The sequence below is a fragment of the Bacillus sp. HU-1818 genome, assembly GCF_022695965.1.
Taxonomy (GTDB): domain Bacteria; phylum Bacillota; class Bacilli; order Bacillales; family Bacillaceae; genus Bacillus; species Bacillus atrophaeus.
Genome location: NZ_JAAPBE010000002.1, coordinates 1 through 13,816, shown reverse-complemented (window position 1 = coordinate 13,816; position 13,816 = coordinate 1). Strand labels below are relative to the sequence as shown.

The 13,816-nt window shown below is 41.4% G+C and carries 12 protein-coding genes; 7 read left to right on the top strand and 5 right to left on the bottom strand.

The window, feature by feature from the left end:
* From mnmE to rpmH, 5 genes are all read right to left on the bottom strand, one after another.
* Positions 1–1,380, bottom strand: a complete 1,380-nt coding sequence (mnmE, locus tag GXP75_RS05350; protein WP_013390720.1) for a tRNA uridine-5-carboxymethylaminomethyl(34) synthesis GTPase MnmE — start codon at positions 1,378–1,380, stop codon at positions 1–3.
* Positions 1,381–1,693: 313 nt separating this feature from the next.
* Positions 1,694–2,317: an RNA-binding cell elongation regulator Jag/EloR gene (gene jag / locus GXP75_RS05345; protein WP_242556289.1), complete on the bottom strand. Its 624-nt coding sequence runs from the start codon at positions 2,315–2,317 to the stop codon at positions 1,694–1,696.
* Positions 2,314–3,099 carry a YidC family membrane integrase SpoIIIJ gene (gene spoIIIJ / locus GXP75_RS05340; RefSeq protein WP_072053271.1) on the bottom strand — a complete coding sequence of 262 codons (786 nt, stop codon included), beginning with the start codon at positions 3,097–3,099 and terminating at the stop codon, positions 2,314–2,316. The genes jag and spoIIIJ overlap by 4 nt, the downstream gene beginning before the upstream one ends.
* A gap of 154 nt (positions 3,100–3,253) precedes the next feature.
* A complete protein-coding gene (rnpA, locus tag GXP75_RS05335; RefSeq protein ID WP_061571950.1) occupies positions 3,254–3,601 on the bottom strand; it encodes a ribonuclease P protein component in 348 nt (115 codons plus the stop codon).
* A 159-nt stretch (positions 3,602–3,760) separates the two neighbouring features.
* Entirely contained in the window at positions 3,761–3,895 is a 135-nt protein-coding gene (gene rpmH / locus GXP75_RS05330; RefSeq protein WP_003178075.1) for a 50S ribosomal protein L34, read from the bottom strand.
* A 629-nt stretch (positions 3,896–4,524) separates the two neighbouring features.
* On the opposite strand from rpmH, the gene dnaA reads away from it, so the two are divergent.
* From dnaA to gyrA, 7 genes are all read left to right on the top strand, one after another.
* Positions 4,525–5,865 (top strand): chromosomal replication initiator protein DnaA, encoded by a 1,341-nt coding sequence (gene dnaA, locus GXP75_RS05325; RefSeq protein ID WP_003326038.1) that lies wholly within the window; start codon positions 4,525–4,527, stop codon positions 5,863–5,865.
* 181 nt (positions 5,866–6,046) lie between these two features.
* On the top strand, positions 6,047–7,183 hold the full coding sequence (gene dnaN, locus GXP75_RS05320) for a DNA polymerase III subunit beta (RefSeq protein ID WP_010790563.1): 1,137 nt from the start codon (positions 6,047–6,049) through the stop codon (positions 7,181–7,183).
* Between the two features lie 135 nt (positions 7,184–7,318).
* The gene (rlbA, locus tag GXP75_RS05315) at positions 7,319–7,534 is read left to right on the top strand and encodes a ribosome maturation protein RlbA (RefSeq protein ID WP_003326035.1); all 216 of its coding nucleotides are present in this window, start codon (positions 7,319–7,321) and stop codon (positions 7,532–7,534) included.
* A gap of 15 nt (positions 7,535–7,549) precedes the next feature.
* Positions 7,550–8,662, top strand: coding sequence for a DNA replication/repair protein RecF (recF, locus tag GXP75_RS05310; protein WP_061571949.1), 1,113 nt, complete (start codon positions 7,550–7,552; stop codon positions 8,660–8,662).
* Between the two features lie 17 nt (positions 8,663–8,679).
* Positions 8,680–8,925, top strand: coding sequence for an extracellular matrix regulator RemB (gene remB, locus GXP75_RS05305; protein ID WP_061668866.1), 246 nt, complete (start codon positions 8,680–8,682; stop codon positions 8,923–8,925).
* 56 nt (positions 8,926–8,981) lie between these two features.
* Positions 8,982–10,898, top strand: a complete 1,917-nt coding sequence (gene gyrB, locus GXP75_RS05300; RefSeq protein WP_061571948.1) for a DNA topoisomerase (ATP-hydrolyzing) subunit B — start codon at positions 8,982–8,984, stop codon at positions 10,896–10,898.
* A gap of 227 nt (positions 10,899–11,125) precedes the next feature.
* Positions 11,126–13,591, top strand: a complete 2,466-nt coding sequence (gene gyrA, locus GXP75_RS05295; protein ID WP_214919273.1) for a DNA topoisomerase (ATP-hydrolyzing) subunit A — start codon at positions 11,126–11,128, stop codon at positions 13,589–13,591.
* Positions 13,592–13,816 lie beyond the last annotated feature (225 nt).

Sequence of the window (13,816 nt, the reverse complement as noted above, 5' to 3'; positions counted from 1 at the left end):
TTATTTCCCTAAACAAAATTGTGAAAAGAGCTGGTCAATTAAGCTTTCGTGGACGGCATCACCAATGATTTCGCCCAGCAGCTCCCAGCATCTTGTAAGATCAATTTGCACCATGTCGATAGGAACATCCTGTTCAATGCCATTAAGTGCATCTTCAATTGCACGTTTCGCCTCATGCAAAATAGAAATATGGCGGGTATTGCTGACATAGGTGAGATCGCCGCTTTCAATCGTTCCGGTAAAGAACAGTGATTGGATCGCTTCTTCTAAATCGGTAATTCCCTCTTCCTTCAAAAGAGATGTCGTGACGACAGGACGGCCGTTTGCCAGCTCCTTAACACGATCTGCATCAATCTTAGGCTCAAGGTCCGTCTTATTCAGAATAACAATAACATCCATTCCTTTTACCGCTTCAAACAGCTTCACGTCTTCTTCAGAAAGTTCTTCACTATAATTAAGCACAAGTAAAATCAGGTCTGCTTCCTTCAAAACCTGTCGTGAACGCTCAACACCTATTTTTTCAACAATATCCTCAGTCTCACGAATTCCTGCGGTATCAACTAGGCGAAGAGGAACTCCTCTTACATTGACATATTCCTCAATAACATCCCTTGTGGTTCCCGGGATATCTGTGACAATCGCTTTGGTTTCATGGACCAAGCTGTTGAGAAGTGATGATTTCCCTACATTCGGACGGCCAATAATGACAGTAGAGAGTCCTTCTCTCAAAATTTTTCCTTGCTCGGAAGTCGTCAGCAATGCGTCAATTTCCTTCTTGACGGAGCTTGCCTTCTCAATTAAAAGCTGATGCGTCATTTCTTCAACATCATCGTATTCTGGATAATCTATATTTACCTCAACATGGGCGAGAGTTTCCAAAAGCTCATTGCGCAAACGGCGGACGAGTGCAGACAGCCGGCCTTCCATTTGATTCATGGCGACATTCATGGCCCGGTCTGTTTTTGCTCTGATCAAGTCCATAACGGCTTCAGCCTGTGAAAGGTCAATTCGTCCGTTTAAAAACGCCCGTTTTGTAAATTCACCAGGCTCGGCTAATCTTGCTCCCTCTCTTAAAGCGAGCTGAAGAACCTGATTGACCGTAACAATTCCTCCATGGCAGTTGATCTCAATTACATCTTCTCGTGTAAATGTTCTCGGCGCTCTTAAAACCGATACCATGACCTCTTCAACGACCCGCTGCGTACTTCTGTCAACAATATGACCATAATGAATGGTATGAGATTCTGCCGAACTGATCGTTTTCCCCTTCGGTCCCTTATACATTCTGTCAGCGATTTGTATAGCTTCCGGTCCGCTCAATCGAACAATCGCAATTGCGCCTTCTCCCATTGGTGTCGATATCGCCGCAATCGTATCCATGCTGTTCACCTCTCTTTATCTTTTCTATCATCTATATAAAAAATATATTATTATGCCAAAACTTAAAGATAACATAGTTTGGTTTGAAGTGGAAGATTTCGTTATCCACAGACAAAGAAATTCATCCCTTACTACTTTAACTTATCCACATGTGAATAACAATTAATTTTATTTCCTAACTTTCCTTTTTATCAACAGCATACACCTAAAAAGGAAAAACTTAAACGGCAAAAACGTGATATTATATAGGAAAAACAAGTTTTTCAACGCAAAAAAACCGAAGTCCCAGTTTTGTCCGGGCTTCGGTTTTATGCTATTTTTTATGGGAAATAACGAGGTGGCGATACTGGCCTTCACCTGTTGAGTACGTATGAATCTGCTTTGCATAACCTGAAAGGGCGTCATGAATGATTTTCCTTTCGCTGGACGGCATTGGCTCTAAATAAACCGCCTTTTTCGTTTTGAGCACTTGATCGGCCAAACGAACCGCCAACTGGCGCAAAGTATCTTTTCTTTTTAACCGGTAATTTTCCGCATCAACCACCACATGCCAGTATTGATCTGAATAGCGGTTTAAAACAAGCTGTGTCAGTGTTTCAAGGGCATTTAAGGTTTGGCCTCTTTTCCCTATCAGCAGCGCAGCTTTATCACCCTTTATCTGAAAGGTAATTGTCTTCTTGCTTTCGTTGATCATAACATGTGACGGACCGGCAATGGTTTCGCAAACCTGTTCCAGATAAGCCTTCGTCTCCTGAACAGGGTCCAGTTTTTCAGTAAGCTCCACCAGTGCCTGCTTTTTCCCGAAAATCCCTAAAAAGCCTTTACTTCCTTCATCTATAACGGTGATCTCAACTTGATCTTTTGTTAATTGAAGCTCTTTAAGGCCGGATTGTACTGCTTCATCGACATTTTGCCCAGCAGCAGTCACCTTCCTCACTTTTTCTTTCCTCCCGCTTTTTGCGGTTCCGGTTCTTTTTTAAGATCCGGTCCTTTAATGAGGAAAGTTTGCGCAATCATAAACAGGTTTCCGACTACCCAATAAAGAGATAGAGCTGCCGGGAAGCTGATAGCAAATACGATGATCATAATCGGCATAATCCAAAGCATCATCGCCATTTGCGGATTTTGCGTCGCATTGCCAGCCATCATAAGCTTTTGCTGCACAAATGTGGCAACACCTGCTACGATCGGGAGAATATAATAAGGATCTTTTTCTCCTAAGTCAAACCATAGGAAGCTATGCTCTGATATTGCCTGTGTTCTCATAATTGCATGATAGAAACCAATTAAAATCGGCATTTGAATTAAAATTGGGAAACAACCCGCTAATGGATTTACTCCATGCTTAGAAAAAAGAGCCATTGTTTCCTGCTGAAGCTGCTGCTGCGTTTTTTGATCTTTTGAGCTGTATTTTTCTTTAAGCTTCTGCATTTCAGGCTGTAATGCCTGCATGGCTTTTGAGCTTCTGAGCTGCTTGATCATCAGCGGCAAAATTAATAAACGGATTAAAACTGTGACAATGATAATTGAAAGTCCATAGTTGTCTCCTGTCAGTTTAGCAACATACGTGATGACCTCAGACAATGGATACACAACGTACTTGTCCCAGAAATGCGGACTATTTGCAGTGATCGGCTCTTTTACACTCGAACACCCAGCTAAAAGCACTAACATGCCGACCATACTAAGTAGTAACCATATTCTCCTTTTCAACAACATTTCCTCCTATAATCAATCTTTAATAACAAAGGTACTCTCCTAAAAAATACACACTTGTATGTATTTTAGCATCTTTCAGTTTTAAATGGTGTTGATTTTTCAGTCCAACCAGAAGGAAGCGCTTTTAAAACACTACAAATAACAGTGGAAATAACTATTTTGAAGATTTCTTGTATAAAGAGGATTTTCTGAACAAGTGCTGCAAACTTTTTTTAGTTTCCTCAAAGGTCAGCTGACTCGCAGGTTTTCTCGCAATAATGATATAGTCTTTTTGCTTCAGTTTGTCTTTCTCATCCTGTAAAACTTGCCGGATTAAACGTTTCACACGATTGCGAACGACTGCGTTTCCGATTTTTTTACTAACTGAAAGCCCCGCCCGAAACTCATCGGCCTCCGGCTGATTAAGCACATATAAAACAAACTGGCGATTTGCCATTGACGTTCCATGCTTAAACACCTTTTGAAAATCTTCATTTTTCTTTAAACGATTTCGCTTCTTCATTTTTGACTCACTCCGATACTGGCTGGCGGAAAACTTTTATTTCTGTATTTAGAATATGGGCCGTCTGAAAGCCAGAGAAAAATATCTCCAGCTGACAGCGCCGCATAGAACTTCTTTCCCTCTTAACGTGAAAAAAGACCACTGACATTATTCAGTGGCCTAAGCTGATAATACTTTTCTGCCTTTACGGCGGCGGCGTGCTAATACTAGACGTCCGTTTTTAGAACTCATACGGCTTCTGAAGCCATGAACTTTACTGCGTTTACGGTTATTCGGTTGAAATGTTCTTTTCATTTATGACACCTCCCTCGAGGAATAGCTGTTAAAGACAGTCTTACTTATTATATTTGCGTTACCTACTCATTGTCAACTTCACTAATACTTTTGTTTCTTGCAACCATAATAGGATAACACACCTTTCTAACTTTCGAAACCTTATTTTTCATATTCCTTAATTTAGCGAAAAAAATATGAATCTCCAACTTTTTTGAGGCTCAAAACCCTATGTGGATATCTTTTTGACGCATTTTTAATATCCACAGGTGTTATCGACAACATTTTCACATTGCTAACTGTTGTGGACAATAATTTTTCAACAACTTGTACAGTTTGTGGATAAGATTATGAGACCCATTGCAAGCTCTCGTTTATTTTGATATTATATTTGTGTTTTAACTCTTAATTATTGAACTCAGCTTTTTCCGTTATCCACAAACTGTGGATAAGATGTGGACTGTTTTCACACAGGGTGTGTAGAATGTTGTCCACAAGCTGTGAAAATTGTCGAAAAGCTATTTATCTACTATATTATATGTTTTCAACATTTAATGTGTACGAATGGTATGCGCCATTTGCTCTTTTTTTGTGTTCTATAACAGAAATCAGCTGGCCCAATTCAAAGAAAAGGAGGGACGTGCCGGAAAATGGAGAATATATTAGACCTTTGGAATCAAGCCTTGGTTCAAATTGAAAAAAAATTAAGCAAGCCAAGTTTTGAGACTTGGATGAAATCTACTAAAGCACACGCACTGCAAGGAGATACACTGACAATCACCGCTCCAAATGAATTTGCCAGAGACTGGCTTGAGTCCAGATACTTGCATCTCATTGCAGATACTATATATGAATTAACCGGGGAAGAATTGAGCATTAAGTTTGTCATACCTCAAAATCAAGACGAAGAAGACTTTATGCCAAAACCTCCAATAAAAAAGGTGGCAAAAGAAGAACCGTCTGATTTTCCTCAAAATATGCTCAACCCTAAATATACATTTGACACATTCGTCATCGGATCTGGAAACCGTTTCGCTCATGCCGCTTCTCTAGCTGTAGCTGAAGCACCTGCCAAAGCGTACAACCCCTTATTTATATATGGGGGCGTCGGATTGGGAAAAACGCACTTAATGCATGCGATCGGCCATTATGTCATAGATCATAATCCTTCTGCCAAAGTGGTTTATCTGTCTTCTGAGAAATTTACAAACGAATTCATCAACTCTATTCGTGATAATAAAGCTGTCGATTTCCGCAACCGCTATCGAAATGTCGATGTACTTTTGATAGATGATATTCAGTTTTTAGCGGGAAAAGAACAAACCCAAGAAGAGTTTTTCCATACGTTTAACACGCTGCACGAAGAAAGCAAACAAATCGTTATTTCCAGTGACAGACCGCCAAAAGAGATCCCGACACTTGAAGATCGCTTACGCTCTCGTTTTGAATGGGGACTGATTACGGATATTACGCCGCCTGATCTTGAAACAAGGATTGCCATTTTGAGAAAAAAAGCGAAAGCTGAGGGGCTTGATATTCCGAATGAGGTGATGCTTTACATCGCTAATCAAATCGACAGCAACATTCGGGAACTTGAAGGGGCGCTTATACGGGTTGTAGCGTATTCGTCCTTAATCAATAAAGATATAAACGCTGATCTGGCTGCGGAGGCATTGAAAGATATCATTCCATCGTCAAAACCGAAAGTGATTACCATAAAAGAAATTCAGCGGATCGTAGGTCAGCAATTTAATATAAAGCTCGAAGATTTTAAAGCAAAAAAACGTACAAAGTCCGTTGCGTTCCCAAGGCAAATCGCAATGTATCTCTCAAGGGAGATGACCGACTCTTCCTTGCCTAAAATCGGGGAAGAATTTGGCGGGCGTGATCACACAACTGTCATTCATGCACATGAAAAAATATCAAAAATGATGCTTGATGATGAGCAGCTTCAGCAGCATGTAAAAGAAATTAAAGAGCAGCTTAAATAATAGGCCCGAGGATAAACCCGGGAAAGTGTGAATAACTTTTCTTAAGTCATACACAGTCTGTCCACATGTGGATAGGCTGTGTTTCCTGTCTTTTTCACAACTTATCCACAAATCCACAGGCCCTACTAGTACTTCTACTATTTTTAAAATATATATATTATTATCCGTTAGGAGGATAAACATGAAGTTCACGATTCAAAAAGATCGTTTAGTTGAAAGTGTCCAGGATGTATTAAAAGCAGTATCATCCAGAACGACGATTCCCATTCTTACAGGAATTAAGATTGTTGCATCCGATGAAGGAGTATCCTTCACAGGAAGTGATTCCGATATCTCAATCGAATCCTTTATCCCGAAAGAAGAAGGGGATAAAGAAATCATCACGATAGAACAGCCCGGCAGTATTGTGCTGCAAGCCCGTTTTTTCAGTGAAATTGTAAAGAAACTACCGATGTCCACTGTGGAGATTGAAGTGCAAAATCAGTATTTAACCATTATCCGTTCTGGAAAAGCTGAATTTAACCTAAATGGTCTGGATGCAGATGAATATCCTCATCTTCCGCAGATCGAAGAACATCATGCCATTCAAATTCCGACTGATTTATTAAAAAACCTGATTCGTCAAACGGTATTCGCAGTGTCCACCTCAGAAACACGCCCAATCTTGACAGGTGTAAACTGGAAAGTTGAAAACAGTGAATTATTATGCATCGCTACGGATAGCCACCGCCTTGCATTAAGAAAAGCGAAGCTCGATATTCCTGAAGACAGCTCATACAACGTAGTCATCCCGGGAAAAAGCTTAACTGAATTAAGTAAAATTCTGGACGACAATCAAGAACTTGTAGATATCGTGATCACAGAAACGCAAGTGCTGTTTAAAGCGAAAAATGTCTTGTTTTTCTCAAGACTTCTTGACGGAAACTATCCCGACACGACAAGTCTGATTCCGCAAGAGAGCAAAACAGAAATCATTGTGAATACAAAAGAATTTCTCCAAGCGATTGATCGTGCATCCCTTTTGGCAAGAGAAGGACGGAACAACGTGGTTAAGCTTTCTGCAAAACCTGCTGAATCCATCGAGATTTCATCTAACTCTCCTGAGATCGGTAAAGTGGTTGAGGCCGTTTTGGCAGATCAAATCGAGGGTGAAGAATTAAATATTTCTTTTAGCCCAAAATATATGTTGGATGCATTAAAGGTGCTTGAAGGAGCAGAAATTCGTGTAAGCTTTACAGGAGCTATGAGACCGTTTCTGATTCGCACGCCGAATGATGAAACGATCGTACAGCTTATCCTGCCAGTCAGAACCTATTAATTCAAAACAATCCCGCTGCCGGTCCGATCCGGCAGCTTTTCTATTCAGAACCTGCTCCTACAAGTTTTCCCTTTCCCTATTTCGTTATTTTTTAGTACAATTAGATATTAGTGATATTTGAAAGAGGTCGATATAATGGCAAATCCAATTTCCATTGATACAGAAATGATCACGCTTGGCCAATTCTTGAAATTAGCTGATGTTATTCAGTCAGGCGGCATGGCAAAATGGTTTTTGAGCGAGCATGAGGTATTCGTTAACAATGAACCCGATAACCGCCGCGGCAGAAAACTGTATGTTGGAGATGTGGTGGCGATTGAAGGATTTGGTTCATTTCAAGTCGTCAATTAAAGCAGGTGACATTGTTTGTATATCCAAAATTTGGAATTAACGTCTTATCGTAATTACGAGCGTGCCGAACTACAATTTGAAAATAAAGTGAATGTCATCATTGGTGAGAATGCTCAAGGGAAGACAAATCTCATGGAAGCGATCTATGTTTTGTCGATGGCGAAATCACATCGCACGTCAAATGACAAAGAACTTATACGGTGGGACAAAGACTATGCTAAAATAGAAGGAAGAGTGATGAAGCAAAACGGGCCGATCCCAATGCAGCTTGTCATTTCCAAGAAGGGGAAAAAGGGCAAGGTCAATCATATCGAACAGCAAAAACTGAGCCGGTATGTAGGAGCGCTGAATACAATTATGTTCGCGCCCGAGGACTTAAATCTCGTAAAGGGCAGTCCGCAAGTAAGACGGCGGTTTCTTGACATGGAAATCGGCCAGGTATCTCCAGTTTATTTGTACGATCTTTCTCTGTACCAGAAAATTCTTACGCAAAGAAATCATTTTTTGAAACAGCTGCAAAGCAGGAAACAGACTGATCGGACAATGCTCGACGTTCTGACTGAACAGCTGATCGAGGCAGCAGCAAAGGTTGTCGTAAAACGCCTGCAATTTACAGCGCAGCTTGAAAAATGGGCGCAGCCGATCCATTCGGGGATTTCAAGAGGGCTTGAAGAACTGACGCTGAAGTATCAGACGGCTCTTGAGGTATCAGATCCCGAAGACTTGTCGAAAATAGGAGATAGTTACCAAAGGGCGTTTTCAAAGCTAAGAGAAAAAGAAATTGAGCGTGGTGTAACGCTGTCGGGACCTCATCGGGATGATGTTCTTTTTTATGTGAACGGACGCGATGTGCAAACATATGGTTCTCAGGGGCAGCAGCGGACAACGGCATTGTCACTCAAGCTGGCGGAAATTGACTTGATTCATGAAGAAATCGGAGAATACCCTATCTTACTTTTGGATGATGTGCTGAGTGAGCTGGATGACTATCGGCAGTCGCATTTGCTTCATACGATTCAAGGCCGTGTTCAAACGTTTGTCACTACGACAAGTGTAGATGGCATTGATCACGAAACCTTACATCAAGCAGGAATGTTCCGTGTGCAAAACGGTGCGTTAGTGAAGTGAAGAAATGAGGTGAGCAATTGTATATTCATCTGGGTGATGACTTTGTCGTTTCCACACGGGACATCGTCGGCATTTTTGATTATAAAGTAAACATGTCGCCGATTGTCGAAGAGTTTCTTGCTAAACAGAAACAAAAAGTAGTGCCGTCCGTAAACGGCACACCAAAGTCTATTGTAGTCACAATACAGAATATATATTACTCCCCCTTATCTTCCAGCACACTGAAAAAACGTGCGCAATTTATGTTAGAAATAGATTCTTAGCGGATCTTTAAAATAAATATATTGTTTAAGAAAAGTGTAGGTGAATGTGCGTGGCTATGGAACAGCAGCAAAATAGTTATGATGAAAATCAGATACAGGTATTAGAAGGATTGGAAGCTGTTCGTAAAAGACCGGGAATGTATATCGGGTCAACAAACAGCAAAGGCCTTCACCATTTGGTATGGGAAATTGTCGATAACAGTATAGACGAAGCCCTGGCCGGTTATTGTTCAGAAATTAATATTGAGATTGAGAAAGATAACAGCATTACTGTAAGAGATAATGGCCGCGGTATTCCGGTCGGCATTCAGGAAAAAATGGGCCGTCCTGCGGTTGAAGTTATCATGACGGTGCTGCACGCCGGCGGTAAATTTGACGGAAGCGGTTATAAAGTGTCCGGAGGATTGCATGGTGTGGGTGCCTCTGTTGTAAACGCACTTTCAACGACCTTGGATGTGACCGTTCACCGTGACGGAAAAATTCATTACCAGGCATATGAACGCGGGGTTCCTATGGCTGATGTTGAAGTGATTGGTGATACAGATACAACCGGAACCATTACTCACTTTGTTCCGGATCCTGAGATTTTTACCGAAACGACGGAATATGATTATGATTTGCTTTCTAACCGTGTCCGTGAGCTTGCATTCTTAACAAAGGGCGTTAAGATCACGATTGAAGATAAACGCGAAGAAAAAGAGCGAAAAAATGAATACTGCTATGAAGGCGGAATTAAAAGCTATGTTGAGTATTTAAACCGTTCGAAAGAAGTCGTTCATGAGGAACCAATTTACATTGAGGGCACGAAGGACGGAATTACGGTTGAAGTCGCTTTGCAATACAACGACAGCTATACAAGCAACATCTATTCATTCGCCAACAATATCAACACATACGAAGGCGGTACACATGAAGCAGGCTTTAAAACAGGTCTGACCCGTGTAATCAATGACTATGCCAGAAAAAAAGGTATTTTCAAAGAAAGTGATCCGAATTTAAGCGGAGATGATGTTAGGGAAGGCTTAACAGCGATTATTTCCATCAAACATCCCGACCCGCAGTTTGAGGGCCAAACCAAAACGAAGCTTGGCAACTCTGAAGCTCGGACAATTACAGATGCGCTATTCTCAGAAGCGCTCGAAACATTTTTGTTTGAAAACCCTGATTCTGCACGAAAAGTGATTGATAAAGGCCTTATGGCTGCCAGAGCACGTATGGCGGCAAAAAAAGCACGTGAGCTGACACGAAGAAAAAGTGCGCTTGAAATTTCAAACTTGCCGGGTAAATTGGCAGACTGTTCATCAAAAGATCCGAGTATTTCTGAACTGTACATCGTAGAGGGAGACTCTGCGGGCGGTTCAGCAAAACAAGGACGCGACCGTCATTTCCAAGCGATTCTGCCGCTCAGAGGTAAAATTCTGAATGTAGAAAAAGCGAGACTTGATAAAATTCTCTCAAATAATGAGGTTCGTTCGATGATCACCGCGCTCGGAACCGGCATAGGCGAAGATTTCAATCTTGAAAAAGCCCGTTACCATAAAGTCGTCATTATGACAGATGCCGATGTTGACGGCGCGCATATCAGAACATTGTTATTGACTTTCTTTTATAGATATATGCGTCAAATTATTGAGAACGGCTATATTTATATCGCACAGCCGCCGCTCTATAAAGTTCAGCAAGGGAAAAGAGTTGAATATGCTTACAATGATAAGCAGCTTGAGGAAGTGTTAAGCACACTTCCCCAAACACCGAAGCCGGGATTGCAGCGTTATAAAGGTCTTGGAGAAATGAATGCGACTCAGCTTTGGGAAACAACGATGGACCCTGATACAAGAACGCTTCTGCAAGTCACATTGGAAGATGCGATGGATGCGGACGAAACGTTTGAGATGCTGATGGGTGATAAAGTAGAACCGCGCAGAAACTTCATTGAAGCCAATGCAAGATACGTGAAAAATCTTGATATCTAATATGAGAAAGCCTTGTTTCCAATAAGAAATAAGGCTTTTTTCTCAAGAGGCCCTCTGGTAGGGACATATATTCAGGCAATTCTTGCAAAACCCGTATATTCTAGCAATTTAATGTGTATAAACATAAGTTTATTGATATAATGGAGAATAGTGAAATCGTATTGAAGATCATAATGGACGATCTACTCCCACATAATTTCATGTGATACTTCAGGGAGGTTTTTTTAATGAGTGAACAAAATACACCGCAAGTTCGTGAAATAAATATCAGTCAGGAAATGCGTACATCCTTCTTGGATTATGCAATGAGCGTTATCGTATCCCGGGCTCTTCCGGATGTCCGTGACGGTTTAAAACCGGTTCACAGACGGATTTTGTATGCGATGAATGATCTGGGAATGACCAGTGACAAGGCGTATAAAAAATCTGCGCGTATTGTCGGAGAAGTTATCGGTAAGTACCACCCTCACGGGGATTCCGCAGTATATGAATCCATGGTCAGGATGGCGCAGGACTTCAACTACCGTTATATGCTTGTCGACGGTCATGGAAACTTTGGTTCTGTAGACGGAGACTCAGCCGCTGCGATGCGGTACACCGAAGCCAGAATGTCTAAGATCGCCATGGAAATTCTGCGAGACATTACAAAAGACACGATTGATTATCAAGATAACTATGATGGTTCAGAGAGAGAACCTGTTGTCATGCCGTCAAGATTCCCAAACTTGCTTGTAAACGGAGCAGCCGGTATTGCAGTCGGAATGGCTACAAATATACCGCCGCACCAGCTTGGAGAAATTATTGACGGAGTGCTTGCCGTAAGCGAGAACAAGGACATAACAATCCAAGAGCTGATGGAATTCATTCCTGGACCGGATTTCCCGACTGCCGGACAAATTTTAGGCAGAAGCGGAATCCGCAAGGCATATGAATCCGGAAGAGGTTCTATTACGATTCGAGCAAAAGCAGAAATTGAAGAAACTCCGTCAGGGAAAGAAAGAATTTTAGTAACAGAACTCCCTTATCAGGTGAATAAAGCGCGTCTAATTGAGAAGATTGCTGATCTTGTCAGGGATAAGAAAATTGAAGGAATAACTGATTTGCGTGATGAGTCTGACCGTAACGGTATGCGGATTGTCATTGAAATCAGACGAGATGCCAACGCGCATGTTATCCTGAACAATCTGTACAAACAAACGGCCCTGCAAACTTCCTTCGGGATTAACCTGCTGGCACTTGTTGACGGCGAGCCGAAGGTATTAAATTTAAAGCAGTGTCTGGTGCATTATCTTGATCATCAAAAAGTGGTAATCAGACGAAGAACTGCTTACGAACTTAGAAAAGCAGAAGCAAGAGCCCATATCTTAGAAGGGTTAAGAATAGCCCTTGATCACCTTGATGCAGTCATTTCCCTCATCCGGAATTCTCAAACGGCTGAGATTGCAAGAAATGGCTTAATCGAACAGTTCTCACTGACCGAAAAGCAGGCTCAAGCCATTCTCGATATGAGATTGCAGCGTTTAACCGGCTTGGAACGTGAAAAGATTGAAGAGGAATATCAATCACTTGTTAAACTAATTGCAGAGCTAAAAGAAATCTTAGCTAACGAAGAAAAAGTGCTAGAGATTATCCGTGAAGAGCTGACAGAGATAAAAGAGCGTTTCAATGATAAGAGACGTACAGAAATTGTGACAGCAGGTCTTGAAACAATTGAAGATGAAGATCTGATAGAAAGAGAAAATATAGTCGTTACGCTGACACATAATGGCTATATTAAACGACTCCCAGCTTCAACCTACCGCAGTCAAAAACGCGGAGGTAAAGGTGTGCAGGGAATGGGGACGAATGGAGATGACTTTGTAGAGCATCTGATTTCGACTTCTACCCATGATACGATACTCTTCTTCTCCAATAAGGGGAAAGTCTATCGCTCAAAAGGGTATGAAATCCCTGAATTCGGACGAACTGCAAAAGGAATTCCGATTATTAACCTGCTTGAAGTGGAGAAGGGCGAATGGATTAACGCAATTATCCCGGTAAGTGAATTTGATGAGAAGCTTTACTTATTCTTCACTACAAAACACGGGATTTCAAAACGCACAACTCTTTCTCAATTCGCTAATATTCGAAACAACGGTCTTATCGCTTTAGGACTCCGTGAAGACGATGAGCTGATGGCTGTCCGTCTCACAGACGGCACAAAACAAATCATTATCGGTACGAAGAATGGCTTGCTTATTCGATTCCCGGAATCTGACGTAAGAGAGATGGGACGTACTGCGGCAGGCGTTAAAGGAATAACACTGACTGATGATGATATAGTTGTCGGAATGGAAATATTAGAAGATGACTCCCATGTCCTCATCGTGACAGAAAACGGATACGGTAAACGTACTCCGGCTGAAGATTACAGAACCCAGAGCCGCGGAGGCAAGGGACTTAAAACATGTAAGATTACAGAAAACAATGGCCGATTGGTTACGGTGAAGGCGACTAAAGGGGAAGAAGACCTGATGATCATCACAGCAAGCGGCGTGCTGATCAGAATGGATATTGAAGATATCTCTATTACAGGCCGTGTAACCCAAGGGGTTCGTCTCATCCGTATGGGCGAACAAGAACATGTGGCCACAGTAGCATTAGTAGAAAAGAATGACGAGACTCAAGAAGAAGATGAGACGGAAGAAGAATAAAAAAGAGGCAGCCGATCAAAGGCTGCCTCTTTTTTTATAAAAAGATATACAAGATTCTAAAAGAAATAAAAAAAGTCTTTGACAGTCTGAATAAGTATGATATAATTCATTCTGTTGTCTTTTAAGAAAGGCACAAACGTCAAAAACGTCAAAAACTTTTTTAAAAAAAGTATTGACCCAGACAGCTCAAAATGTTATGATTAAATGGTCGCTTCAAGAGCGGCA

Bases quoted from the DNA above. Each gene is read 5' to 3' on its own strand.
- mnmE (WP_013390720.1), bottom strand. From the start codon at position 1,380: ATGGATACGATTGCGGCGATATCGACACCAATGGGAGAAGGCGCAATT.
- spoIIIJ (WP_072053271.1), bottom strand. From the start codon at position 3,099: ATGTTGTTGAAAAGGAGAATATGGTTACTACTTAGTATGGTCGGCATG.
- rnpA (WP_061571950.1), bottom strand. From the start codon at position 3,601: ATGAAGAAGCGAAATCGTTTAAAGAAAAATGAAGATTTTCAAAAGGTG.
- rpmH (WP_003178075.1), bottom strand. From the start codon at position 3,895: ATGAAAAGAACATTTCAACCGAATAACCGTAAACGCAGTAAAGTTCAT.
- dnaA (WP_003326038.1), top strand. From the start codon at position 4,525: ATGGAGAATATATTAGACCTTTGGAATCAAGCCTTGGTTCAAATTGAA.
- dnaN (WP_010790563.1), top strand. From the start codon at position 6,047: ATGAAGTTCACGATTCAAAAAGATCGTTTAGTTGAAAGTGTCCAGGAT.
- rlbA (WP_003326035.1), top strand. From the start codon at position 7,319: ATGGCAAATCCAATTTCCATTGATACAGAAATGATCACGCTTGGCCAA.
- gyrB (WP_061571948.1), top strand. From the start codon at position 8,982: ATGGAACAGCAGCAAAATAGTTATGATGAAAATCAGATACAGGTATTA.
- gyrA (WP_214919273.1), top strand. From the start codon at position 11,126: ATGAGTGAACAAAATACACCGCAAGTTCGTGAAATAAATATCAGTCAG.